This window comes from Mesorhizobium sp. BR1-1-4 (assembly GCF_020165375.1).
In the GTDB taxonomy this organism is placed as follows: domain Bacteria; phylum Pseudomonadota; class Alphaproteobacteria; order Rhizobiales; family Rhizobiaceae; genus Mesorhizobium; species Mesorhizobium australicum.
This window is the reverse complement of sequence record NZ_JAIUIB010000003.1, coordinates 163,362-187,146: the sequence shown is the minus strand read 5'-3', so window position 1 is coordinate 187,146 and position 23,785 is coordinate 163,362. Positions and strand designations below refer to the sequence as shown.

Here is a 23,785-nt window from a genome sequence, read left to right as displayed (position 1 = left end):
CATACCCAGCGCCGCGAAAACACGCTATAGACGCCGCCCAAAAGGCAAGGCCGACCGGTATCTATGGCAAAAATCTCCCTGAAGCTCGATGAACTGATCGACGGCGAAGCCTTGCGCCGCGAGATGACCGCGCTGACCACGGCCAGCGCCGGCGACGGTTCTAGCAAGGCCATCCGCACGGCCGTCCTTCAGCTTCTCAAGGGGCGTCTCGCCGAGGGCCGCAAGACAGCCGAGGCCATGCTGAGGCAAGATGGCGGCGGCAATGCCTGCGCCGAACGGCTGTCGCACCTGATGGACGAGCTGATCCGCTCGCTCTACGATTTTGCCGCAACCCATGTCTACCGGGTGAAGAACCGATCCTCGGCCGAACGCATGGCGGTCGTTGCCGTCGGCGGCTATGGCCGCGGCACGCTGGCGCCGGGATCCGACATCGACCTTCTGTTCCTGCTGCCTTACAAGCAGACGCCGTGGGGCGAACAGACGGTCGAATATATGCTCTACATGCTGTGGGACATGGGGCTGAAGGTCGGCCATGCCACCCGCAACATCGATGAGTGCCTCAGGCTGTCGCGCACCGACATCACCATCCGCACCTCGATCCTGGAAGCCCGTTTCCTGTGGGGCGAACGCAAGCTCTATGACGAGTTGATGCTGCGCTTCGATCATGAGGTGGTGCGCACGACCGGCCCGGAATATGTGCAGGCCAAGCTTGCCGAACGCGACGAGCGCCATGCCAAGGCCGGCGAAAGCCGCTATCTGGTCGAGCCCAACGTCAAGGACGGCAAGGGCGGCCTGCGCGACCTGCAGACGCTGTTCTGGATCGGCAAGTATTTTTACCGGGTGCGCACCGGCGAGGAACTGGTCGAAAAAGGCGTCTTCACCGAAGCCGAGTACCGCGAGTTCCAGAAGGCCGAGGATTTCCTGTGGGCGGTGCGCTGCCACATGCACTTCCTCACCGGCAAGGCCGAGGAGCGGCTGCATTTCGACATTCAGCGCGAGATCGCCGAACGGCTCGGCTATACGACCCATCCCGGCCTGTCGGCGGTCGAACGCTTCATGAAGCACTATTTCCTCGTCGCCAAGGATGTCGGCGACCTGACCCGCATCTTCTGCGCCGCGCTGGAGGAGGAGCAGGCCAAGCATGTTCCCGGCTTCAACCGCATCTTCCTCACCTTCCAGCGCCGCAAGCGCAAGCTTGCCGGCACGTCGGACTTCATCGTCGACAACCATCGCATCAACATCGCCGACGACGGCGTCTTCGAGCGCGACCCGGTCAATCTTCTCAGGCTGTTCTGGTTTGCAGACAAGCACGGGCTGGAATTCCATCCCGATGCGCTGAAACTGCTCACCCGTTCGCTCGGCCTGGTCAATAAGTCGCTCAGGCGCGACGAGGAAGCCAACCGGCTGTTCCTCGACATATTGACCTCGGACCGCAACGCCGAGCTCAACCTGCGGCGGATGAACGAGGCGGGATTGCTGGGCCGGCTGATCCCGGATTTCGGCAAGATCGTCGCCATGATGCAGTTCTCGATGTACCACCACTACACGGTCGACGAGCACCTGATCCGCTGCATCGGCGTGCTGGCCGAGATCGAGCGCGGCGACGGCGAGAAGGTGCATCCGCTGTCGCATGCGCTGATGCCCGGGCTGAAGAAAAGCCGCGAGGCGCTCTATGTCGCCGTCCTGCTGCACGACATCGCCAAGGGCAGACCAGAGGACCATTCCGAGGCTGGCGCCAGGATCGCAAGGCGGATCTGCCCGCATATGGGGCTTTCGCCGGCCGATACGGAAGCCGTCGCCTGGCTGGTCGAGAACCACCTCGTCATGTCGATGACGGCGCAGACCCGGGACCTCAACGACCGCAAGACGATCGAGGACTTCGCCTCGATCGTGCAATCGGTCGAGCGGTTGAAGATGCTGTTGATCCTCACCGTTTGCGACATCAGGGGCGTCGGACCGGGCGTGTGGAACGGCTGGAAGGGCCAGTTGCTGCGTACGCTCTACTACGAAACCGAACTGCTGCTGACCGGCGGCTTTTCGGAAGTCTCGCGCGCCCAACGCACGGCGGCGGCGCGCGAACGCCTGGCCGAGGCGCTCGCCGACTGGCCCGACAAGGCGCGCAAGCGCTATGTCGGGCTGCATTATGAAAACTACCTGCTGACCGTGGACCTGCCGGACCAGCTTCGCCACGCCGAGTTCATCCGTGAGGCGGACGCGGCGGGCAACAAGCTCGCCACCATGGTCAAGACCCACCAATTCGAGGCGGTGACCGAAATCACCGTGCTGGCGCAGGACCACCCCCGTCTTCTCTCGGTCATCGCCGGGGCATGCGCCGGCGCCGGCGGCAACATCGTCGACGCGCAGATCTTCACCACGTCGGACGGCCGCGCGCTGGACACGATCCTGATCTCGAGGGAATTCGACCGCGACGAGGACGAACGCCGGCGGGCCGAGCGTGTCGGCCGGCTGATTGAGGACGTGCTGTCGGGCAAGAGCTGGCTGCCGGAGATGATCGAGAAACGCACCAAGCCAAGGCGCGGATCCAAGGTCTTCAAGATTCCGCCACGCGCCGAAATCCGCAACGCATTGTCGAACCGGTTTTCGGTGATCGAGGTCGAGGGGCTCGACCGCCCCGGCCTGCTGTCGGAAATCACCGGAACACTGTCCGACCTGTCGCTCGACATCGCATCGGCGCATATCACCACCTTCGGCGAGAAGGTCATCGACACTTTCTATGTCACCGACCTGACCGGCCAGAAGATCGACAACCCGGCCCGCATCGCCACCATCCGCAACCGGCTGATAGCGACGCTCGAAGGTGTAGCGCTCGAACGCGGCGGCAAGGCCAAGGCAGCCGCCGAGTGACGGCCATCATCCCCTTCTTCCAATCCCACAGGCAGTTTGCGAACGCATGAGTCTCGTCAAGAAATTCGCTACCGTCGCGTCCGGCACGCTGATGAGCCGTGCGCTCGGTTTCGGCCGCGAGATGCTGATGGCGGCCGCACTCGGCACCGGACCGGTCGCGGACGCCTTCAATGCCGCCTTCCAGTTCCCCAACACCTTTCGCCGGCTGTTCGCCGAGGGCGCGTTCAATGCCGCCTTCGTGCCGCTGTTCGCCAAGGAGATCGAGACACACGGCACCGATGGCGCCAAGCGTTTTTCCGAAGAGGTGTTCGGGGTGCTGTTCACCGCGCTCCTGGCGCTGACCATCGCCATGGAACTGGCGATGCCGCTGATCGTGCGCTACCTGGTGGCGCCGGGCTTTGCCGACACGCCGGGCAAGTTCGAGACGACCGTCACGCTTGCGACGATTATGTTCCCTTATCTGATCTGCATGTCGCTCGCCGCCATGATGGCGGGCATGCTGAACTCCTTGCGGCGCTATTTCGCCGCGGCAATCGCGCCGGCGTTCCTCAACATCATCCTCATCAGCGTGCTTGGCTATGCCTGGTATCACGGACTGGATGCACACGCTGTCGGCTTCGGCCTGTCCTGGGGCGTGCTGGCGGCCGGCGTCGTGCAACTCGCCATCGTCTGGGTGGCGGTGCGCAATGCGGGCATCTCGATCGGCTTCCGCCGGCCTCGGATGACGCCGAACGTGAAGCGGCTCCTGATCCTGGCGCTGCCGGCGGCGATCACCGGTGGCATCACCCAGATCAACCAGCTGATCGGAACGGCCATCGCCTCGGCGCAGGACAGTGCCGTGTCCTCGCTGGCTTATGCCGACCGCGTCTACCAGTTGCCGCTCGGTGTCGTCGGCGTCGCGGTGGCGATCGTGCTGTTGCCCGAACTGTCGCGGGCGCTGAAGTCAGGCAATCTGATCGAGGCAGCCAATCTGCAGAACCGCTCCGTCGAATTCACCCTGTTCATGACCTTGCCGGCGGCGGCGGCGCTCTGGGTGATGGCGGAGCCGATCGTGCGGCTGGTCTATGAGCGCGGCGCGTTCGCCGCCAACCATTCGACACCTGTCGTGGCGGCGATCCTGGCGATCTTCGGTCTCGGCCTGCCGGCCTTCGTGCTGATCAAGGCCTTCACCCCAGGCTATTTCGCCCGCGAGGATACGCGCACGCCGATGATCTTCGCCGCAATCTCAGTGGCGGTGAACGTCGCCACCGCGCTGACGCTGTTCCCGAGGATGGGTGCACCCGGCATCGCCGTGGCCTCCGCCGTCGCCGGCTGGGTCAACGCGCTGATGCTGCTTGCCGTGCTGATCCGGCGCGGCCATTGGGGCCGCGACGTGCCGCTGTTGAGGCGCATCCCACGGCTGGTGCTGTCGGCGGTGGTCATGGGTGTCGCACTCTATTTCGCCGAACATTGGTTGGCCACAAGGATCGGCCCCGGCTCGCCGCTGGTCGTCAAGGCGACGACGGTGCTGGCGCTGGTGGCCGGCGGGGCGCTGCTCTATTTCGCCACCGCTTTCGCCACCGGCGGCGCCGATTTCAGCATGATCCGGCGCAATGTGGGGCGCCGGAGGACAGAAGCCGGCCCGTCCGTGGCAAAATCAGAACTCGACGAATAGATCGGCCGAGCATCCCGCCTGGCCGGTCTTGATCCCGCCCGCGCTCTCGTCCATAAGCGCGCCGTCGCAGACTTTCGCCGCGCGCGGTTTCCAGCCACACGATTGGCTCCGAAAAGTCCGCAACTTTTCGGAATCACGCTTATACGGCCCTCCACAAGCCATGAGGAAAACCATGTCCGCCTTCAAGCCACTCGTCTTCTCCGGTGTTCAGCCGACCGGCAATCTGCATCTCGGCAACTATCTCGGCGCCATCAAGAAATTCGTCGCCCTGCAGGATACGTCCGACTGCATCTATTGCGTCGTCGACCTGCATTCGCTGACCGCCCAGCTTGTCCATGACGACCTTGCCGACCAGACGCGGTCGATCACCGCGGCGTTCCTCGCCTCCGGCATCGACCCGAAGAAGCACATCGTCTTCAACCAGTCGCGGGTGATGCAGCACGCGGAGCTCGCCTGGATCTTCAATTGCGTGGCGCGCATAGGCTGGATGAACAAGATGACGCAGTTCAAGGACAAGGCCGGCAAGGACCGCGAGAACGCCTCGCTGGGCTTGCTTGCCTATCCCTCGCTGATGGCGGCCGACATCCTGCTTTATCGCGCCACCCACGTGCCGGTGGGCGAGGACCAGAAGCAGCACCTGGAACTGACACGCGACATCGCGCAGAAATTCAACAACGATTTCTCCGACCGCATCGCCGGTCTTGGGGTCGGCGTCGAGATGAGGATAGGCGAGGAGACGGTGAACGGCTATTTCCCGCTGACCGAGCCGGTCATCGGCGGGCCGGCAGCGCGCATCATGTCGCTGCGTGACGGCTCCAAGAAGATGTCGAAGTCGGACCCGTCGGACCTGTCGCGCATCAACTTGACCGACGATGCCGACGCCATCTCGAAGAAGATCCGCAAGGCCAAGACCGACCCGGAGGCCTTGCCGAGCGAGGTCGACGGGCTGGAAAGCCGGCCCGAGGCGGAGAACCTGGTCGGCATCTATGCCGGTCTCGCCGAGATGTCGAAAGCCGATGTGCTTAAGGAATTCGGCGGCCAGCAGTTCTCTGTGTTCAAGCCGGCGCTGGCCGATCTCGCGGTGGAGAGGCTGGCGCCGATCGCCACCGAGATGCGCCGCATCCAGGGCGACCGCGCCTATGTCGACGCCGTGCTGCGGGATGGCGGCGAACGCGCCGGCGTGCTCGCCGAAACGACGATGAAGACGGTGCGCGACATTATCGGGCTGCTGCAGGGCTGATCGCGGCGCACAACACTGGCACAAGGCCGGCGGCTTGCCGCCGGTCAGCGGCGGTGGCAGATTGCGCCCGAAAAGACACCGAGTAGATAGACATGGTCTCCAAACGCCTCAGCCGCGAAGCCGGTCACCGCAGGAAATTCCTGACGATCATCGACGACACGCCGGAATGCGAGCGCGCCGTCGCCTACGCCTCCAAGCGGGCGCAGAGCACCAGCGGCACGCTGGTGCTGCTCTATGTCATCGTACCGGACGACTTCCAGCACTGGCTGGGGGTCGAGAAGATCATGCGCGAGGAGGCGAACGCCACGGCGCGCGCGGCGCTGGACGGCTACGCCAACAAGGTGCGGCAGAAGCTCGGCATCGAACCGGAGATGGTGGTGCGCGAAGGCAAGCCGACGGAAGAGATCCACAAGCTGATCGAGGAAGACCAGGACATCGCCATCCTCGTGCTGGCGGCCGGCGCCGGCAAGGAAGGTCCGGGACCGCTGGTCGGTGCCGTGGCAGGCAAAGGTGCTGCCTTTCCGATCCCGGTGACCGTGGTGCCGCAGAATTTGTCGGATGAGGAGATCGACAGCCTCGCCTGAAGTGTATCGACATTCGGGTGATGCCGGCCTGCAAATGGCGGCTTCCTGCGCTTCCGGTGCTCACGTGCTTAAGTACGCTCCGCTCCGGTTCTCGGAAACCATCATTTTCGATTCGGCCTGACCCGAATCTCGACACACTTCACAGTGCTTGGCATGAGTCGCAAAAACATTCCGGCGATGCGTTTCGCTTGAATGTCCAGCCGATAGAGCCTATTTAGAACTATTCCAAACTAGTTGCCCAAAACGGGCATGGAGACGGCCATGTTCATCCAGACCGAGTCGACGCCCAATCCGGCGACGCTGAAATTCCTGCCCGGCAAGGAAGTGCTCCTAGAAGGCACCGCCGATTTCCGCGATGCCGACAGTGCGGCCATTGCCTCGCCGCTGGCTGGGCGGCTGTTCGAAATTCCCGGCGTCACCGGCGTGTTCTTCGGCTACGATTTCATCACCGTGTCCAAGGACGGCCCGGACTGGCAGCACCTGAAGCCGGCGATCCTCGGTGCGATCATGGAGCATTTCATGTCCGGTGCGCCTGTCATGGCCAAGGCCGGCCCCGCCGCCGAGACCAGCCAGACCGGTGAATTCTATGACAAGGCCGACGAGGAACTCGTCATCACCATCAAGGAGCTGCTCGACACGCGGGTGCGCCCAGCGGTGGCGCAGGACGGCGGCGACATCACCTTCCGCGGCTTCGAGAACGGCACCGTGTTCCTGCACATGAAAGGCGCCTGCGCCGGCTGCCCGTCTTCGACGGCGACGCTGAAGCACGGCATCCAGAACCTGCTTCGCCATTTCGTGCCGGAAGTGCAGCAGGTCGAGCAGGTCTCTTAGACGGCAATTTCCTACCCACGGACAACAAAAAACCGGGCCGAATTGCCCGGTTTTCTGTTTGGGACGTCCGTTGTTGCCTAGACGGTCCGCGTATGAAAGGCGACTTCCAGTTTAACCACGATCTGCCGGAAAAGCGGACAGGCTTTCCGGGATCATGGTCTAAAGAACGATGACCTTGGCGCCGACCTCGGCGCGATTGTAGAGGTCGATGACGTCCTGGTTCATCAGCCGGATGCAACCCGACGACATGGCCTTGCCGATCGAGTTCCATTCCGGGCTGCCGTGAAGGCGGTAGCCCATGTCACCGCCCTTGTTGAACAGGTACATGGCGCGCGCGCCGAGCGGGTTCTTCAGGCCCGGCTCCATGCCGCCGGCGAACTTGGCGAGTTCGGGCTGGCGCTTGATCATCTGCGAAGGCGGCGTCCAGGTCGGCCATTCGCGCTTGATGGCGATATGGGCGGTGCCGTGCCATTCGAAGCCCTCGCGGCCGACGCCGATACCGTAGCGGATTGCCCGGCCATCGCCCTCGATGAAGTACAGGAACTTGTTCTGCGTATCGACGATGATGGTGCCGGGCTTTTCCTTGGAGTCGTAACTCACTTCCTGGCGATGGTACTTCGAGGGCACCTTCTCGATCGGGATACGTGGCAGCTGGTAACCGGCATCGGTCACCGCGCCATAGTCGTTGGAGAACATCTGCCCGCCGATGGTGCTGCAACCGGCAATAGCAGTGGACAGCGCCAATGCGGCGATTATTGCAAGCGACTTCATGCGCATGTGGTGATCCGGTGCCCCGCCCAAACTAGAGCGGCACGAGTCGGCCGCTTTCTCGCCATCATTCATGCTGGCATTTGCTTTGCTTGCCAAGCACACGATGCCTATATGCGGGGACTTACGTGCTGGTATGCGTATCACTATGGCATTTCGGCAACATACTTCACCGGATTGTGAAGGAAATTCAATGGGCCTGAATCGCAGGCCCGCGAAACTCGAGGATCCGTCATGAATGTCGGCGACGCCGCTCACCGCTCAGGCCTGCCGGCCAAGACCATCCGCTACTATGAGGAGATCGGCCTGATCGCGCCCGCGCGCGCCGCCAATGGCTATCGCGATTATTCGGGCGACGATATCCACCGGCTGGCCTTCCTGCGCCGCGCGCGCAATCTCGGCTTTTCGATAGACGATTGTCGCCAGCTGATGGCGCTCTACAAGGATCGCGGCCGCGCCAGCCACGACGTGCGCGCAATCGCCGCCGCCCACGTCACCGCCATCGAGGAGAAGGTGCGCGAACTGCAATCGATGCGCTCGACGCTGCAGAAGCTCGTTCACGCCTGCCATGGCGACGAGCGGCCGGACTGCCCGATTTTGGATGACATGGCGGGGGCGGCGTTGGCCGGCGGCAAACCCAACCGCGGAAGCGATAGACCACCTGTTGAAGAGGGTGGCCTGGGCGAAGGCGGCGTTAGCCGCCTTGCCACGCGCTCGTGAAGCCGCCAGCATGGGTTCGTGTGGTATATTACGCGCTCTGATATCAGCGTAGGGTAAAAGTACTGCCGCTGGTCGCCGGCCGGTGACCCCAACGACCGGAGAGAGCGCATGACCCGCGACCAGATGCTCGCCCACCTTCGCGCCGCCGATGCGGTCGCCCGCGAGGCTGCCGCGCACGGCCACCATCCGTTCGGCGCGGTGCTGGTCGGCCCCGACGACGCAATCCTCATGCGCCAAGGCAATATCGACACCCTGCATCACGCCGAGACCGAACTTGCGCGGCGCGCGGCGGCAGCCTATCCGCCGGAGTTTCTCTGGACATGCACGCTGGTCTCGACGGGCGAGCCCTGCGCGATGTGCACCGGAACGCTCTACTGGGCGAATATCGGCCAGCTGGTCTATGGCTTCGAGGAGACCGAGCTTCTCGCGCTGACAGGCGACCATCCCGAAAATCCGACGATGAGCCTGTCCGCGCGAATTGTGCTCGGCTCTGGACAGAAGAAGATCGATGTCCACGGCCCCTTCCCCGAAATTGAGGATGAACTTGTATCGGTGCACCGGGGGTTCTGGCAGCGGTAATGGTTCTCCACGTCCCGCGAAAGGTCAGAAAGAGCGGACCGAACACAGGCGCAATGTGGGCCACTGCTACATGGACTCGAGCGGAAACGCCGCCCTTCGTTCGAATGACGCCAACCGGTCAACCCTGCGATATCCTGGTCAAAGCTGACGGCGAACTCCCAAATCCCCAAATTTGCCGCCGCCAGTCAGGCTCGGCGGTTTTGCCCGTATTGATGTCCCCCCAAACCGCCGAGCCGCCCCGGTCAGCCGGCAAACTCCCTCCAGGTCTGTCAAATACATAATCGCCGTTAAAAACCGGGTTCAAACCGTGAACAAACTCTGGCATGGTGCCTGCCATGCCGATCATCTCCCCGATTCTCCTGAACCCTCTGATCGACGGTCGCCAGTCCGAGCGCGCCATGCTGGTGCGGCGAGGCGTGCAGCGGTTGCTGATGCAGATGGGCGCGCATGTGCTGCCTGAACTGTCGCTGGCCACCGGCCGGCGCGCCGATCTCGTGGCGCTGACGCGGCAGGGCGATATCTGGATTATCGAGATCAAATCCTCGATCGAGGATTTTCGCGTCGACCGCAAATGGCCCGATTACCGGCTGCATTCCGACCGCTTTTTTTTCGCCACACATCCCGGCGTGCCGGCCGAAATCTTTCCCGAGGAATGCGGCTTCATTCTCTCCGACGGCTATGGCGCCGAGATCTTGCGTGATGCGCCCGAGCACCGCATGGCGGCGGCGACGCGCAAGGCGCTGATGCTGCGCATCGCGCGCGCCGGCGCGGCGCGGCTGCTGGCGGCGGAACTGGCGGGTGTCGCGGTGCCGGTGCTGGAGGGGGAGAGCGAGTAATCGCAGCCCTGAAATTGACGCCCGCCAGATGCTCCAGCCCGGAACGGCTACTCCGTCTCTTCCTCGCCACCCACAGCCGGGGCCATCAGCAGCACCGCGGCGCCAAGCAGCGCGGCGATGAAGGAACCGGCAAGGATGCCGACCTTGACCGCGTCCTGCAGCGCCACGTCGTTGGCGAAGGCGAGCAGGCCGATGAACAGGCTCATGGTGAAGCCGATGCCGCACAGGAGCGAAATGCCGATCATGTGCGGCCAGCCGGCGTTGGCCGGCAGGTCGGCGAGGCCGAAGCGGATGGCGAGCGCGGAGGAGCCGAAGACGCCGACCAGCTTGCCGACGACGAGACCGGCTGCGACGCCCAGCGTGAGCGGCTCGATCAGGGCGCTAAAACTCAGGCCGGTGAGCGAAACGCCGGCATTGGCAAAGCCGAAGATAGGGATGACGATAAACGCCACCAGCTTGTGCAGGCCGTGCTCGAGCCGGTGCAGCGGCGATTGGTCAAGGTCGTGGCCGATGCCGGCCGAGCGTTCGAGCGGAATGGTCAGCGCAAGTGCCACGCCGGCCAGCGTGGCATGGACGCCGGACTTCAGCACCAGTACCCACAGGATGGCGCCAAGCACGAGATAGGGCACAAGGTTCATCACCCGCATACGGTTGAGCAGGACGAGCACGGCAATCACGGCGAAGGCCGCGCCGAGATAGGCCAGCGACAGGCCGCTGGTGTAGAATATGGCGATGATGATGACGGCGCCGAGGTCGTCGATGATGGCAAGCGCGGTCAGGAAGACCTTCAGCGAGGCCGGCACGCGGCTGCCGAGCAGCGACAGGACGCCGAGCGCGAAGGCGATGTCGGTGGCGGTCGGGATCGCCCAGCCGGACAGTGCGGCCGAATTGTTGCTGTTGACGGCGACATAAACCAGCGCCGGCACCACCATGCCGCCGGCCGCCGCGATGCCGGGCAGCACCCGGCGCGGCCAGGTCGAGAGCTGGCCGTCCAGCATCTCGCGCTTGATCTCCAGCCCGACGAGCAGGAAGAAAACCGCCATCAGCCCATCATTGACCCAGTGCGAGACGCTGAGCGGGCCGAGATAGGCGTGGAGAACCGAGAAGTAGGTCCCGGCGAGCGGCGAGTTGGCGACGATCAGGGCAAGGGCGGCGGCCACCATCAGGATGATGCCGCCGGCCGCCTCGCTGTCCAGGAACTCGCGGAAGACGGAAACCGGCCGTCGCTTCAAATCCTGCATGTCGCCTCCGTCATGCCGCCTGCCGGCGTGCGTCATTTGCAATGATGCGCAAAGTCCGGCCGCCGGGCAAGCATGGAACCCTTTTCAGCGCCTCGGAGACTGTTTCGAAGTTCGCTCTGACGAGTCATGCGGCGGTGGTTTCGAGAACCGCGGCGGAGCGGACATTCGCGTCCGTGGGCAACGGAAGCGCAGAAGACGCCGCCAGATGGCCGCCAGAGCAGAATTTCCAAACAGTCTCTCAGCGGGGCGCGCGCTTGGCCAGGATCCGCTGCAGCGTGCGGCGATGCATGTTGAGCCGGCGTGCGGTCTCGGAGACGTTGCGCTCGCACATTTCGTAGACGCGCTGGATGTGCTCCCAGCGCACGCGGTCGGCCGACATCGGGTTTTCCGGCGGCGCGGCGCGCTCGCCGGTGGTGCGGGTCAACGCCGCAAAGACATCGTCGGCGTCGGCGGGCTTCGACAGATAGTCGACGGCGCCGAGCTTCACCGCCGTCACCGCGGTGGCGATGTTGCCGTAACCGGTCAGGATGATGGTGCGGGAGTCCTCACGCTTCTCGCGGATGGCGGCGACGACATCGAGGCCGTTGCCGTCGCCCAGCCGCATGTCGACCACCGCATAGGCGGGCGGATTGGCGCGCGCCTTGCCCACGGCCTCCTCGACGCTCTCCGCCGTCTCGACCACGAAACCCCTGGTTTCCATGGCACGGGCCAGACGGGTCAGGAACGGCTTGTCGTCATCGACGATCAGAAGCGAGGTGTCCTCGCCTTCAACCATAGGCCCACTGTTCTCATCGCCTGTCATCGTCTCGAAAATTCCTGCTGCCTTATTTTTACGCAGATATAGTTTTGCGGGGCCGTTGTCCAATTTACGCAGTGTCAAACATGGTGGCTGGGGCCGATTCCGGGTTCAGGAAGACGCTTCTCGGCCACGAAATCCGCACCACGGCCCCTTCGCCGAGGCCGCTCGAATTGCGAAAGTCGAGCGTGGCGCCCGAACGTTCGAGCAATGTCTTGGCGATAAACAGGCCGAGCCCGAGGCCGCCTCCGGCTTCCGTGCCCTGGCGTGTCGACATGTAGGGTTCACCGATGCGGTCGATGATCTCGGGCGGGAAACCCGGGCCGTCATCGGTGATCGAGAAGGAGACCGTCGCCTCGTCCCAGCTCCAGCGCACGGTGACGCTCTTGCGGGCGAAATCGACCGCGTTCTCGACCAGATTGCCGAGACCATAGATGACGCCGGGATTGCGGCGCCCGACCGGCTCCGGCCCGGTCCGCTCGCCAGGGCGAAGCTTGATCGAGATGCCGAAGTCGCGATGTGGCGCCGTCACCTCCTCGACCAGCGAGGTCAGTGGCAGGCGGGACAGATGTGCCTCGCCCTCCGACGACAGGCTGGTCAGGCGCTTGAGGATTTCACGGCAACGCTCGCTCTGAGAGCGCAGCAGCTTCACGTCTTCCCCGTATTTCGGATCGCTGCCGAGCGCCTTTTCCATCTCCTTGGCGACGAGCGTGATGGTGGCGAGCGGGGTGCCGAGTTCGTGCGCCGCCGCCGCCGCCAGCCCGTCGAGTGCGGAAAGGTGCTGTTCGCGCTGCAGCACCAGTTCCGTGGCGGCGAGCGCGTTGGCCAATAGCCGCGCTTCGGCGGCCACCCGGAAGGCGTACATGGCGGTGAAGGCAATGGAGGACAGCACCGCCATCCACATGCCGGCGACATAGATGAAGGGCATCACCAGGGGCGCGCCTTCGTACCAGGGCAGCGGGAGATGGCGAAAGACCAGCAAGGTCGCCGCGATCATCACCAGCCCGCCGAGGATGGCGGTGAGGCGAAGGGGCAGCGACGTCGCCGAAATGACGACGGGTACGGTCATCAGCAGCGAGAACGGATTGGTCAGGCCGCCGGTCATGTAGAGCAGGCCGGCAAGCTGCAGGCTGTCGAAGACCAGGATGCCGAAGGCGGCGAACGGGGTGAGCCGGTGCGCGGCCGGAAAGCGAAAGGCCAGAAACAGGTTCATCCAGGCCGAACAGGCGATGAGGGCAAAACACAGACTGACCGGCAGCGGAAACTTCAGGCCGTAGGCGACGACGAGCACGGTCACGCTCTGGCCGACAATGGCCAGCCAGCGCAGCCGGATCAGCGTGTTGAGGCGCAGTCGCTGGCTTTGCTGGAAGTCGGGCGTGTTCAGGATGTTGATCATGGCCATGGATTACAGCCGCAAACCAGCAAAGGCTAGGTCCCGCGCGGCTTGGCGCGGGCGGTGGCGGCGGCGAGCAATGGGTTTTCCGGCCAGACATGCTTGGGATAGCGGCCGCGCATGTCGGCGCGCACATCGGTCCAGGAGCCGCGCCAGAAGCCAGGCAGGTCTCGCGTCGTCTGGATCGGCCGGTGCGCCGGCGACAACAGTTCAAGCGTCAAGGGGACGGTGCCGTTGGCGATCGACGGATGGCGGTCGAGGCCGAACAATTCTTGCACGCGCACCGCCAGAACCGGCCATTCGCCGTCATAGCGGATCGGCACATGGCTGCCCGACGGGGCATCGAAATGAGTCGGCGCCAGTGCTTCGATCTTGCGTTGCAGGTCATGCGGCACGAGCGACGCCAGCCCGGCCGCGACAGTTCCGGGATCGATGGCGGCCAGGGAGGCCGCACCGGACAGAAAAGGCAGCAGCCAGTCGTCGAGGCGCGCGATGAGCGCTTCATCCGACATGTCGGGCCAGGGCTCGCCCAAGCCCTTGTGCAGCCAGGACAGCCGGTGGCGCAGCGTCTGCGCCTCCTTGCTCCAGGTCAGAAGGGAAAGCCCATGCTCGCGCAGGGCCTCGATGATGGCGCGGTCGGCATCGGCGCCGGCCGGCGGCGGCAACATGCGTTCGGCGAGCGTGATGGCGCCAAGGCGCACGGTTTCGCGCACCCGCACGGCGCGCCTGTCGCGATCGAAACTCGTCTGCCGGCGCGTTTCGATCCTGCCGCCAAGTGCTGCCCGGATGTCCTCCTCACTGCTTGCCGCAGCCGCCGTAATGCGGGCATTCTGCGCTTTGCCCTGCAGGTCCGCGACGACCAGAAACGGCTCGCCCGCCAGCGGGTCGCCGGCGTCGAGCATGGCGCCGGAACCGTTGGCCAGCACGAAACGGCCGCGCTCGCCGCGCGCCTTGGCGACGCGATCCGGCCAGGCGTGGATGAGCAGGGTTCCGGCTGGAACAGCTCCGCTGGTCTTCGCACCGCCTACATGCCTGGCCAGGCGCTCGGCAAGCTGGCGCGCCGACGTGGCACGCGGCGATCTTTCCGTGCGAAAGCGCATCAGTCGCCGTTCGAGGTCGGCACCGTCACCGCCAAGGCCACGCTCGGTCAGCAGCACGGCAAGCATGGCCGCCTCACCACCATGACCGCTGCTGGCCGCCTCGGCGACCATATGCGCCAGCCGGACCGGCAGAGCGAGCTTGCGCATCGCAGCGCCGGCGTCCGTCAGCCGCCCTGCTTCATCGATGGCCCCAAGCGCCCGCAACAGCGCCCGTGCTTCATTGAGCGCGGGAGCCGGCGGCGGATCGAGGAAAGCAAGACTGACTGGATCAGCGACACCGAAGGCGGCGCAGTCGAGCAGCAGACCCGACAGGTCCGCCTCGAGGATTTCCGGGGGTGTGAAGGCGGGAAGTGCCGCCGTCTGCTCGGCACGCCATAGCCGGATAGCGACGCCCGCCTGCGTGCGGCCGGCGCGGCCGGCGCGCTGATCGGCGGAGGCCTTGCTGACGCGCACGGTTTCCAATCTGGTCAGTCCGCTGACCGGCTCATAGCGCGGCAGCCGCGACAGGCCGGAATCGATGACGACGCGCACGCCGTCGATGGTGATGGAGGTCTCGGCGATGGAGGTCGCCAGCACCACCTTGCGGCGGCCTGGCGGCGCCGGCTTGATCGCCGCGTCCTGCGCCTTGCCGTCGAGCTGGCCATAGAGCGGCACGATATCGGTGTCGGCGCCGACCTTGCCGGCCAGCCGCTCGGCGGTGCGCTCGATCTCGCGCTGGCCGGGCAGGAAAGCAAGCAAACTGCCGCTCTCGTCGGCAAGGGCGGCGCGGATCGCCTTGGCCATGGCGTCCTCGATCGGCACACCGGCCGGCCGCTCGTCGTATCTGACATCGACGGGGAAGGCGCGGCCCTCGCTTTCGATCACCGGCGCGCCCGACAGGAGTTTCGCGACCCGTCCGCCGTCGAGCGTTGCCGACATCACCAGCAGACGCAGATCCGGCCGCAGCGCGCCTTGCACATCGAGGGCAAGAGCGAGACCGAAATCGCCGTCGAGCGAGCGCTCGTGGAATTCGTCGAAGATGACCGCCGAAACGCCGGGCAGTTCAGGGTCGTCGAGAATCATGCGCGCCAGCACGCCCTCGGTGACGACCAGGATTTTCGTCCGCGCCGAGGTGCGGTTTTCCATGCGCATGGCGTAGCCGATGGTGGCGCCGGGCTCTTCCCCCAGCAACTCGGCCATGCGGCGCGCGGCGGCGCGGGCGGCGAGCCGTCGCGGTTCGAGCAAGACGATCTTGCTCGTGCCCAGCCAGGGCGCATCGAGCAGCGCCAACGGCACTAGCGTGGTCTTGCCGGCACCGGGTGGCGCGACCAGCACGGCGCTGTTGCCAGAGCCGAGCGCCTCGCTCAGCGCCGGCAGCACGGCGGATACCGGAAGTTCCGGCAAGGGTTTGGTCGTCATTACGCCCGCATATCAGCGGTCGCAGGCGCCGTGCAACTTTATCGCACCAGGGCCCGGTTAGAGCCGTGTGCGGGAAAACGGATTCCAGCGCACCGTGCCCAGCCGCACTTCCTCGCGCACCATGGTCAGCAGGCCCGATCCGCCGACGACGGCGAGGCCGACAAGCGACAGCCAGTCCGGATATTCCCGGAAGAACAGCGCGCCGAGGATGACCGCCCAGACGATCTGCGAATAATGCGTCGGCGCAATCCGGTTGGCCGGAGCGTATTTGGCGGCCAGCAACTGCAGCAATTGTCCACAGGCGGTGAAGGCGCCCGCCATCACCAGCCATGCCAGCTGTTTTCCATCCGGGACGGTGAAGGAGGTCGCGGCGGCACCGATGCCGTTGAACAGCAGCCCATAGCCGATCAGCACGCCGAGCATGGTCGTGCGTTTTTCCTGCTGCGCCAGCGACCGCATCAGGATGACGTTGGTGGCGGCGAGGAAAGCGATGGTGAAAGCGGCAAGGTGACCAAGGTGCAGCTCGCGAAAGCCCGGCCTGACAACCAGCATGACGCCGGCAAAGCCGGCGACCACCGCCAGCCAGCGCCAGGGCCCGACCTTTTCCTTGAGGATCACCGTGGATAGAATGGTGACGCAGAGCGGCGCCAGAAAGATGAGCGCATAGGTCTCGGCCAGCGGAATGGTGGTGAAAGCATAGACGCTGAGCACGCCCGACGCGATGCCGGCCCAGGCCCGCGCCTGCACCGCCCAGGGACGTTTGGCACGCCAGAAATCACGCCAGCGCTCGTTGGCCGGCCGGCTGAAGAAGAGGAAGCAGCCAGCAAACAAAGTCGAGAAGAAGCCGATCTCGAACACCGTGAATTGGCCGCCCAGGCTCTTGATAACGGCATCGCTGCCCGAATAGCTTGCATAGGCGATCAGGGCGAGCAGGATTCCGTTCGGCACGTTTTTCATTTCCGGGAGAGAAAGTTGAAAATACTGGCGCTCGGTGCCCATCCAGACGACATCGAGATCTTCATGTTCGGTACGATGGCCGCCTATGCCGCGCAAGGCGCAGAACTCACTTTTGCCGTGGCTACCGATGGTGCCAGGGGCGGCAACAGCGATCCCGCTGTTCTGGCTCGTGTCCGGCGCGAGGAGGCAATGGCCGCGGCCGCGCTGCTCGGGGCGGCAGCCCGCTTCCTCGACTTTCCCGATGGCGGGCTGGTGGCCGACGCCGCGCTGATCGATGCACTGAAAACACTGATCAGCGAGATCGGGCCGGACCTGGCGATCACGCACGCGCCGAACGACTATCATGCCGACCACCGCGCGCTGTCGGACGGCGTGCGCATCGCTGCTTCGTTCGGGGTTCCGGTGCTGCATGCCGATACGATGGGCGGCACCGGATTCTCGCCGACGCACTATGTCGATATTTCCGCCCATGCCGACATCAAGGCCAAAGCGATCCGCATGCACCAGTCGCAGGACCCGGACCGCTTCGTCGACATTGCACTGACGCAGAACCTTTTTCGCTCGGGCCAGTGCAACGGCGCGCAAGGTTCGCTGGCCGAAGCCTTCCGCTTCGAGCCGACGTTTCCCTTCGGCGACATCCGCGCGCTGCTGCCGCCGGCGCCACCGATCCGGACGGTGATGGTGAGCACCAAGCAGGTCGACTGAACCCGCGGACGATCGGCCAGGGGTATCCCGTTCCGCGCTCGTCCGCCTGATGCCCGGCGCTTTTCCCAACATTTTCAGAGACCGGCTTCTGCATGTTGCGGCGCAGCAACGAATTCGCTTGCGTTGTTTAGTAAAAATTGCATCACTAAACAAATTACTAAACATCCGCGATGCGACGACGCCGCCATGTTTGGGCCTCTGAGGAGAGAGGTTGAGGGATCTTGAGACCGTCATCCGGACGTGTTTCGCAAATGGGAGGAAGGCATGAAATCGAGCTTGAAACTGGCGTTGGGACTGACCTCGGCGATCGCAGCGTCGACAGCCGTCTCGAGCGCCGCGCACGCTGAAGACCTGACGCTATGCTGGGCCGCCTGGGACCCGGCCAACGCGCTGGTCGAACTGTCCAAGGATTTCACCAAGGAAACCGGCATCGGCATGAAATTCGAGTTCGTGCCGTGGACCAACTACGCCGATCGTTTCCTCAATGAGTTGAACTCGCATGGCAAGCTCTGCGACCTGATCATCGGCGACAGCCAATGGATCGGCGGCGCGGCCGAGAATGGCCATTACGTCAAGCTGAACGACTTCTTCGACAAGGAGAAGATCAGCATGGACGACTTCGTGCCGGCGACCGTCGTCGGCTATTCGGAATGGCCGAAGAACACGCCCAACTACTGGGCGCTGCCGGCCATGGGCGACGTCGTCGGCTGGACCTACCGCAAGGACTGGTTCTCCAAGCCCGAACTGCAGAAGGAATTCAAGGAGAAGTATGGCTGGGACCTCGGCCCGCCGGCCACTTTCGACCAGTTGAAGCAGATCGCCGAATTCTTCCAGAAGCGGCAGGTCGACGGCAAGACGGTCTATGGCGCCTCGATCTACACCGAGCGCGGCTCGGAAGGCATCACAATGGGCGCCATGGACGTGCTCTACAGCTACGGCTTCCAATATGAGAATCCGAAGAAGCCCTACGAGATGGAAGGCTTCGTCAATTCGCCCGACGCGGTCAAGGGCCTGGAATTCTACAAGGCGCTCTACGATTGCTGCACCCCTCCGGGCGCCTCGAACAGCTACATGGGTGAAGGCGTCGATGCCTTCAAATCCGGCCAGGTGGCGATGCACATGAACTTCGCCTTCACATGGCCGGGCCTGCAGAAGGACGAGAATGTCGGCGGCGACAAGATCGGCTATTTCGTCAATCCCAACGGTCCCGGCGGCGCCCAGTTCGCCCAGCTCGGCGGCCAGGGTATTTCGGTGGTCTCCTATTCCGACAAGCAGGAATCGGCGCTGAAATACATCAAGTGGTTCGCCAACAAGGACGTCCAGGCCAAATGGTGGTCGCTCGGCGGTTATTCCTGCCTCAACGCGGTGGTCAAGGACCCGAAATTCCCGGCCAGCCAGCCCTATGCGCAAACCTTCCTCGACTCGATGGCGATCGTGAAGGACTTCTGGGCCGAGCCGAGCTACGCACCACTGCTGCAAGCCTCGCAGAAGCGCTTCCATGACTATGTCGTCGCCGGCCAGGGTTCGGCCAAGGATGCTCTCGACGGCCTAGTCAAGGATTGGACGCAGGTCTTCCAGGACGACGGCAAGATGTAGCCGCGACAACCGCAAGGCTCCTCCCGAGCCATGACCCCGCGTCCCGTGCCGCCCTTGGCACGGGACGCGGTTCAGATAAATTCCATGACAGAGACGAACGAAGTGACCGAAGCAGGACTGACCATGCTCAATCGGACCGCGGAGACCTTTGCCCGGGCGACCCCGGAACCGTTGGCCCGCAAGGTCCGGGGCATCAGCGACAAGGGCCTCGCCTGGCTGTTCATCTCACCGACGATCCTGTTGCTGCTCGCCATCAACATCTTCCCGCTGTTCTGGGCGATTTACCTGTCGTTCACCAATTTTCGTGCCAACCGCCCGAACGAGGTGGTGAAGAACCTCGGCTTCGCCAATTACCAGCGCATCCTTGGCGACCAGGACATCTGGATCGCCATGCAGACGACGGCGCATTTCGTGTTCTGGACCATCCTCTTGCAGACGCTGATCGGCTTCACGCTGGCCTGGCTGATCGACCGCAAGTTTCGCGGCCACGCTTTCTGGACGACGCTGATCCTGGTGCCGATGATGCTGTCGCCGGCGGTGGTCGGTAATTTCTGGCGCTTCCTCTACGAGCCGCAGATCGGCCTGTTTTCCTATGTCATCTCGTTCGTGTCGGGCATTCCGCCGACAAGCATCCAGATGCTTTCCAACGTCTCGCTGGCGCCGTGGTCGATCATCATCGTCGATACCTGGATGTGGACGCCCTACGTGATGCTGATCTGCCTCGCGGGCCTGCGCTCGATCCCCGAATATATTTATGAAGCGGCCGAGGTCGACCGCGCCTCCAACTGGCGGCAGTTCTGGTCGATCACGCTGCCGATGGCGCTGCCCTTCATCATGCTGGCGGTGCTGTTTCGCGGCATCGAGAACTTCAAGATGTTCGACATGGTCAACCTGCTCACCGGCGGCGGGCCGGGCTCGACCACCGAAGTCGCCTCGATCACGCTGAAACGGCAGGCCTTCGAGAGCTGGCGTACCGGCTATTCCTCTGCCTTCGCCATCATCCTGTTCGTCGCGGTGTTCGGTCTCGCCAACATCTACGTCAAGGCGCTCAACAAGGTGAAGCAGAGATGAGCCTGACCACAGCCCATTCGGTTGTCGCGCCCTCGTCGAATTCGAAGCGCATCGCCGGCGCCATCATCATCGCCTACGCGTTGATCTCGATCGTGCCGCTCTTGTGGATCTTCGCCACCAGCTTCAAGACGCCGCCGGATTCGATCGCCTATCCGCCCAAGATCGTGTTCCAGCCGAGCATCGAGGGCTACTGCAACCTGTTCACGACGCGCACCAGGCAGACGCCTGAATATATCAACTCGCTCGGACCGGCGACGGGCTTCTGCGACGAGACCGTGCGCAAGCGCAACATGGTGATCGCCGGACCATCCAACTTCCTGCCGCGCTTCGTCAATTCGCTGATCATCGCCTTCGGCTCGACCTTCTGCGCCGTCTTTCTCGGCACATTGTCGGCCTACGGCTTCTCGCGCTTCAAGGTGCCGCTCGCCGACGACCTTCTGTTCTTCATCCTGTCGACACGCTTCATGCCGCCGATCGCGGTCGCCATTCCCATCTACCTGATGTACCGCGAGCTTGGCCTGTCGGACACCGCCCTCGGCATGATCCTGCTCTACACGGCGGTCAACGTGTCGCTCGCGGTGTGGCTGCTCAAGGGCTTCATCGACGAAATCCCGCGCGAATATGAGGAAGCGGCGATGATCGACGGTTACACGCGGCTGCAGGCCTTCTGGCGCACCGTGCTGCCGCAGGCGACCACCGGCATTGCCGCCACGGCGATCTTCTGCCTGATCTTCGCCTGGAACGAATATGCCTTCGCCGCACTGCTGACTTCCGGCACGGCACAAACAGCGCCGCCCTTCATCCCGACCATCATAGGCGAAGGCGGCCAGGACTGGCCGGCCGTGGCGGCCGGCACGACGATCTTCCTGGTTCCAATCCTGGTCTTCACCATCCTGCTCCGCAAGCAATTGCTGCGCGGCATCACCTTCGGTGCGGTGCGCAAATGATTAGTGTGGAAGGGCGCGACCTTGATTCAGCCAGGCTCCCTTCCTCTCCCTCCGGAGGGGGGAGAGGTGGCGCAGCGGAGCAGCGACGGAGTGGGGGAACCACCTGGCAACCATCTCTCCCTTTGAACGGGGAAAAGGGAGGACGCTACGCATGAGGCGCTCCGCCATCTCCAGGAAATCGCGTTGGCCCCGCTGGGCCAGGCGCGGGTTGATGGAAAACATTGCCACGGCGCTGATCGCCATCGGCTTCCTGATGCTGTTCCAGCCCTTCGCGCTGTCGCTCTATACCTATTCCTTCATCACCATGCTCGCCGGCACGGTGATGTTCATCATCGTCTCGAAGTTCCCGGAATAATCATGGCCGAAATTCGCGTCCAACATCTGAGAAAGGCCTTCGGCGATTTCGTCGCCGTCCAGGGTTCCAACTTCGTCGTCGAGGACGGCGAGTTCTTCGTCATGCTGGGGCCATCGGGCTGCGGCAAGACGACGACACTGAGAATGATCGCCGGGCTCGAACTGCCGACCGGCGGCCAGATCCTGCTCGGCGGCGACGACGTCACCATGCTCAGGGCCCGCGAGCGCGACATCGCATTCGTCTTCCAGCTGTTCGCGCTCTATCCGCACATGAATGTGCGCAAGAACATCGGTTTTCCGCTCTTGGCGCAAGGCATGCCCTCGGCCGAGATCCGCACCCGCGTCGAGGAGACGGCGAAGCTTCTGCGCATCGACCATCTGCTCAACAAATCCGTATCCGGTCTTGCCGGCGGCGACCGCCAGCGCGTCGCGCTCGGCCGCGCCATCGTGAGGCGGCCGAAATGCTTCCTGATGGACGAGCCACTCGGCACGCTCGACACTGAATTCCGTGACCTAATGGTCCATGAGCTGCGCGAACTGCACAACCGCATCCACGCGACGACCGTGTACGTCACGCATGACCAAATGGAAGCCATGTCGATGGCCGACAAGATCGCTGTGATGAACCATGGCGTCATCGAGCAGTTCGGCAGCCCCCGCGAAATCTACGACCGCCCCGCTACCATGTTCGTGGCCGACTTCATCGGCTCGCCGCCGATGAATTTTTTGAAGTTTGGCGGCGGACTCACAAAAGGCGCGAAGGAGGTGGTCGTCCAGGGGGCGACAGTGGCAGTGCCAGAGGTGCGCGAGGACGTAGCGCCTGCCGACATGGCTCTCGGCATTCGCCCCGAACATATCCGCTTCGACGATGCATCCAAGCTGCGCGGCGCCATATACGGCACCGAATATCTCGGCACCACCCAGATCGTCGCGGTGGAAACGGCGGACGGCATCATCAAGGCGCGGGTGCCGGCCGAAATCCGGCTCAATGCTGGCGACCATGTCGGCCTGACTCTGAACGGCGCGCGGCTGTCGCTGTTCGAACAAGGCTCCGGGCGCGCGGTGAGAACGGCGATCCACGACACAGCGTCGTTGGGGAGAGCGCAGCATGGCTGACGTGCACATCAAAGGCGTGACCAAAAGCTTCGGCGACCATGTCGCCGTCAGCGGGCTCGACCTGCATATATCGGACGGCGAATTCGTCGTGCTCTTGGGGCCGACCGGCGCCGGCAAGACGACCACACTGCGGCTGATTGCAGGGCTGGAACGGCCGGATGCAGGCACGATCGAGATCGGCGGCCACAATGCCACGACCCTGTCACCGGCCGAGCGCGACACCGCCTTCGTCTTCCAGCAATATTCGCTCTATCCGCATCTGTCGGTGTTCGACAACCTCGCCTTCCCACTGCGCTCGCCGGCGCGGAAAATACCGGAAGACCAAATCCGCCGCCGGGTCGAGGAGGTCGCGAAGATGGTGCGCATCCATCACAAGCTTGCCAACCGTTCGACCAAATTGTCGGGTGGCGAAATGCAGCGTGTCGCCATCGGCCGCGCGCTGGTGCGCAAGCCTTCCATCTACCTGATGGACGAGCCGCTGTCGTCGCTCGACGCCAAGCTGCGCGCGGATCTCAGGCTCGAATTGAAGCGCATCCAGTCCGAGCTCGGTGCCACCATGCTCTACGTCACGCACGACCAGATCGAGGCGATGACCATGGCCGATCGGATCGGCATCCTCGCCGACGGCGTGCTGGTGCAGATCGGTTCACCACGAACCATTTATTCGGAACCGGCAAATCTGCATGTCGCTGCAAGGCTCGGCCAGCCGGCGATCAATCTTTTGCCGACTGGGCTGCTTCCCGATGGCGGCGCGCCGGCCGGCACCAGGACAATCGGCGCGCGCACCGAGCACCTGGCGATCGAGAAGGCCGTGAATGGCCATGCTGATGGCGTCGTCGACTGGGTCGAGCATCTCGGCGACCAGAACCATCTGCACGTGACGGTGGGGCCGAAGAAGCTGGTGACGCTGACCGATCCCGACACCGATCTGGCGCAAGGCGACAAGGTGGTGATCCGCTACCGCTCGCCGCTCTATTTCGGCGCCGACGGACAACGACTGATGTGAGCGGTTTCGGCGCCCCCCGCCAAGGCGA

Annotated in this window: 21 protein-coding genes; 15 read left to right on the top strand and 6 right to left on the bottom strand. The window is 64.0% G+C overall.

Annotated elements, in window-relative coordinates; genetic code table 11:
- Positions 1 to 63 precede the first annotated feature (63 nt).
- The 5 genes from LB571_RS07200 to LB571_RS07180 all read left to right on the top strand — a co-directional run bounded on the left by LB571_RS07200 (position 64) and on the right by LB571_RS07180 (position 7,174).
- Positions 64 to 2,865: a [protein-PII] uridylyltransferase gene (locus tag LB571_RS07200; protein WP_224593291.1), complete on the top strand. Its 2,802-nt coding sequence runs from the start codon at positions 64 to 66 to the stop codon at positions 2,863 to 2,865.
- Positions 2,866 to 2,911: 46 nt separating this feature from the next.
- The gene (murJ, locus tag LB571_RS07195) at positions 2,912 to 4,519 is read left to right on the top strand and encodes a murein biosynthesis integral membrane protein MurJ (protein WP_140821558.1); all 1,608 of its coding nucleotides are present in this window, start codon (positions 2,912 to 2,914) and stop codon (positions 4,517 to 4,519) included.
- Between the two features lie 172 nt (positions 4,520 to 4,691).
- On the top strand, positions 4,692 to 5,759 hold the full coding sequence (gene trpS / locus LB571_RS07190) for a tryptophan--tRNA ligase (protein WP_015314174.1): 1,068 nt from the start codon (positions 4,692 to 4,694) through the stop codon (positions 5,757 to 5,759).
- Between the two features lie 92 nt (positions 5,760 to 5,851).
- Positions 5,852 to 6,343, top strand: coding sequence for a universal stress protein (locus LB571_RS07185; protein ID WP_010913128.1), 492 nt, complete (start codon positions 5,852 to 5,854; stop codon positions 6,341 to 6,343).
- 261 nt (positions 6,344 to 6,604) lie between these two features.
- Positions 6,605 to 7,174 (top strand): NifU family protein, encoded by a 570-nt coding sequence (locus LB571_RS07180; RefSeq protein ID WP_015314175.1) that lies wholly within the window; start codon positions 6,605 to 6,607, stop codon positions 7,172 to 7,174.
- Positions 7,175 to 7,333: 159 nt separating this feature from the next.
- Here the strand turns inward: LB571_RS07180 and LB571_RS07175 are convergent, their stop codons facing one another.
- Positions 7,334 to 7,951, bottom strand: coding sequence for a L,D-transpeptidase (locus LB571_RS07175; RefSeq protein ID WP_224593288.1), 618 nt, complete (start codon positions 7,949 to 7,951; stop codon positions 7,334 to 7,336).
- 225 nt (positions 7,952 to 8,176) lie between these two features.
- Between LB571_RS07175 and cueR the strand changes: the two genes are divergently transcribed.
- The 3 genes from cueR (at position 8,177) to LB571_RS07160 (ending at position 10,077) form a co-directional block, all read left to right on the top strand.
- Complete coding sequence (gene cueR / locus LB571_RS07170) at positions 8,177 to 8,662, top strand: Cu(I)-responsive transcriptional regulator (protein WP_015314177.1); 486 nt, start codon at positions 8,177 to 8,179, stop codon at positions 8,660 to 8,662.
- A 108-nt stretch (positions 8,663 to 8,770) separates the two neighbouring features.
- On the top strand, positions 8,771 to 9,241 hold the full coding sequence (locus LB571_RS07165; protein WP_015314178.1) for a nucleoside deaminase: 471 nt from the start codon (positions 8,771 to 8,773) through the stop codon (positions 9,239 to 9,241).
- 335 nt (positions 9,242 to 9,576) lie between these two features.
- Positions 9,577 to 10,077 carry an MmcB family DNA repair protein gene (locus LB571_RS07160; protein WP_015314183.1) on the top strand — a complete coding sequence of 167 codons (501 nt, stop codon included), beginning with the start codon at positions 9,577 to 9,579 and terminating at the stop codon, positions 10,075 to 10,077.
- A 47-nt stretch (positions 10,078 to 10,124) separates the two neighbouring features.
- Here LB571_RS07160 and nhaA read toward each other — a convergent pair whose 3' ends face one another.
- The 5 genes from nhaA to LB571_RS07135 all read right to left on the bottom strand — a co-directional run bounded on the left by nhaA (position 10,125) and on the right by LB571_RS07135 (position 16,953).
- A complete protein-coding gene (nhaA, locus tag LB571_RS07155) occupies positions 10,125 to 11,318 on the bottom strand; it encodes a Na+/H+ antiporter NhaA (RefSeq protein WP_015314184.1) in 1,194 nt (397 codons plus the stop codon).
- Positions 11,319 to 11,556: 238 nt separating this feature from the next.
- Positions 11,557 to 12,120, bottom strand: a complete 564-nt coding sequence (locus LB571_RS07150; protein WP_015314185.1) for an ActR/PrrA/RegA family redox response regulator transcription factor — start codon at positions 12,118 to 12,120, stop codon at positions 11,557 to 11,559.
- A 64-nt stretch (positions 12,121 to 12,184) separates the two neighbouring features.
- On the bottom strand, positions 12,185 to 13,516 hold the full coding sequence (locus tag LB571_RS07145) for an ActS/PrrB/RegB family redox-sensitive histidine kinase (RefSeq protein ID WP_140614913.1): 1,332 nt from the start codon (positions 13,514 to 13,516) through the stop codon (positions 12,185 to 12,187).
- Between the two features lie 26 nt (positions 13,517 to 13,542).
- Positions 13,543 to 16,005 carry an ATP-dependent helicase HrpB gene (gene hrpB, locus LB571_RS07140; RefSeq protein WP_224593285.1) on the bottom strand — a complete coding sequence of 821 codons (2,463 nt, stop codon included), beginning with the start codon at positions 16,003 to 16,005 and terminating at the stop codon, positions 13,543 to 13,545.
- A 57-nt stretch (positions 16,006 to 16,062) separates the two neighbouring features.
- Positions 16,063 to 16,953, bottom strand: a complete 891-nt coding sequence (locus tag LB571_RS07135; protein ID WP_140660529.1) for a DMT family transporter — start codon at positions 16,951 to 16,953, stop codon at positions 16,063 to 16,065.
- Between the two features lie 24 nt (positions 16,954 to 16,977).
- Here LB571_RS07135 and LB571_RS07130 point away from each other — a divergent pair, with 24 nt between their 5' ends.
- The 7 genes from LB571_RS07130 (at position 16,978) to LB571_RS07100 (ending at position 23,757) form a co-directional block, all read left to right on the top strand.
- Positions 16,978 to 17,667 (top strand): PIG-L deacetylase family protein, encoded by a 690-nt coding sequence (locus tag LB571_RS07130; protein ID WP_224593278.1) that lies wholly within the window; start codon positions 16,978 to 16,980, stop codon positions 17,665 to 17,667.
- A 264-nt stretch (positions 17,668 to 17,931) separates the two neighbouring features.
- A complete protein-coding gene (locus LB571_RS07125; RefSeq protein WP_224593275.1) occupies positions 17,932 to 19,263 on the top strand; it encodes an ABC transporter substrate-binding protein in 1,332 nt (443 codons plus the stop codon).
- Positions 19,264 to 19,386: 123 nt separating this feature from the next.
- On the top strand, positions 19,387 to 20,334 hold the full coding sequence (locus LB571_RS07120) for a carbohydrate ABC transporter permease (RefSeq protein ID WP_224593847.1): 948 nt from the start codon (positions 19,387 to 19,389) through the stop codon (positions 20,332 to 20,334).
- Positions 20,331 to 21,281, top strand: a complete 951-nt coding sequence (locus tag LB571_RS07115) for a carbohydrate ABC transporter permease (protein ID WP_140660526.1) — start codon at positions 20,331 to 20,333, stop codon at positions 21,279 to 21,281. Before LB571_RS07120 ends, LB571_RS07115 begins: the two co-directional genes overlap by 4 nt.
- A gap of 151 nt (positions 21,282 to 21,432) precedes the next feature.
- Positions 21,433 to 21,636: a hypothetical protein gene (locus tag LB571_RS07110; RefSeq protein WP_140821580.1), complete on the top strand. Its 204-nt coding sequence runs from the start codon at positions 21,433 to 21,435 to the stop codon at positions 21,634 to 21,636.
- Positions 21,637 to 21,638: 2 nt separating this feature from the next.
- Positions 21,639 to 22,751 carry an ABC transporter ATP-binding protein gene (locus LB571_RS07105; protein WP_140875658.1) on the top strand — a complete coding sequence of 371 codons (1,113 nt, stop codon included), beginning with the start codon at positions 21,639 to 21,641 and terminating at the stop codon, positions 22,749 to 22,751.
- Positions 22,744 to 23,757, top strand: a complete 1,014-nt coding sequence (locus LB571_RS07100) for an ABC transporter ATP-binding protein (RefSeq protein ID WP_140723247.1) — start codon at positions 22,744 to 22,746, stop codon at positions 23,755 to 23,757. Before LB571_RS07105 ends, LB571_RS07100 begins: the two co-directional genes overlap by 8 nt.
- Positions 23,758 to 23,785 lie beyond the last annotated feature (28 nt).

What these genes read in the sequence shown, in the direction of transcription:
- LB571_RS07200 (WP_224593291.1), top strand. Translation starts at nt 64, where the DNA reads ATGGCAAAAATCTCCCTGAAGCTCGATGAACTGATCGACGGCGAAGCC.
- murJ (WP_140821558.1), top strand. Translation starts at nt 2,912, where the DNA reads ATGAGTCTCGTCAAGAAATTCGCTACCGTCGCGTCCGGCACGCTGATG.
- trpS (WP_015314174.1), top strand. Translation starts at nt 4,692, where the DNA reads ATGTCCGCCTTCAAGCCACTCGTCTTCTCCGGTGTTCAGCCGACCGGC.
- LB571_RS07185 (WP_010913128.1), top strand. Translation starts at nt 5,852, where the DNA reads ATGGTCTCCAAACGCCTCAGCCGCGAAGCCGGTCACCGCAGGAAATTC.
- LB571_RS07180 (WP_015314175.1), top strand. Translation starts at nt 6,605, where the DNA reads ATGTTCATCCAGACCGAGTCGACGCCCAATCCGGCGACGCTGAAATTC.
- LB571_RS07175 (WP_224593288.1), bottom strand. Translation starts at nt 7,951, where the DNA reads ATGCGCATGAAGTCGCTTGCAATAATCGCCGCATTGGCGCTGTCCACT.
- cueR (WP_015314177.1), top strand. Translation starts at nt 8,177, where the DNA reads ATGAATGTCGGCGACGCCGCTCACCGCTCAGGCCTGCCGGCCAAGACC.
- LB571_RS07165 (WP_015314178.1), top strand. Translation starts at nt 8,771, where the DNA reads ATGACCCGCGACCAGATGCTCGCCCACCTTCGCGCCGCCGATGCGGTC.
- LB571_RS07160 (WP_015314183.1), top strand. Translation starts at nt 9,577, where the DNA reads ATGCCGATCATCTCCCCGATTCTCCTGAACCCTCTGATCGACGGTCGC.
- nhaA (WP_015314184.1), bottom strand. Translation starts at nt 11,318, where the DNA reads ATGCAGGATTTGAAGCGACGGCCGGTTTCCGTCTTCCGCGAGTTCCTG.
- LB571_RS07150 (WP_015314185.1), bottom strand. Translation starts at nt 12,120, where the DNA reads ATGACAGGCGATGAGAACAGTGGGCCTATGGTTGAAGGCGAGGACACC.
- LB571_RS07145 (WP_140614913.1), bottom strand. Translation starts at nt 13,516, where the DNA reads ATGGCCATGATCAACATCCTGAACACGCCCGACTTCCAGCAAAGCCAG.
- hrpB (WP_224593285.1), bottom strand. Translation starts at nt 16,005, where the DNA reads ATGACGACCAAACCCTTGCCGGAACTTCCGGTATCCGCCGTGCTGCCG.
- LB571_RS07125 (WP_224593275.1), top strand. Translation starts at nt 17,932, where the DNA reads ATGAAATCGAGCTTGAAACTGGCGTTGGGACTGACCTCGGCGATCGCA.
- LB571_RS07120 (WP_224593847.1), top strand. Translation starts at nt 19,387, where the DNA reads ATGCTCAATCGGACCGCGGAGACCTTTGCCCGGGCGACCCCGGAACCG.
- LB571_RS07115 (WP_140660526.1), top strand. Translation starts at nt 20,331, where the DNA reads ATGAGCCTGACCACAGCCCATTCGGTTGTCGCGCCCTCGTCGAATTCG.
- LB571_RS07110 (WP_140821580.1), top strand. Translation starts at nt 21,433, where the DNA reads ATGAGGCGCTCCGCCATCTCCAGGAAATCGCGTTGGCCCCGCTGGGCC.
- LB571_RS07105 (WP_140875658.1), top strand. Translation starts at nt 21,639, where the DNA reads ATGGCCGAAATTCGCGTCCAACATCTGAGAAAGGCCTTCGGCGATTTC.
- LB571_RS07100 (WP_140723247.1), top strand. Translation starts at nt 22,744, where the DNA reads ATGGCTGACGTGCACATCAAAGGCGTGACCAAAAGCTTCGGCGACCAT.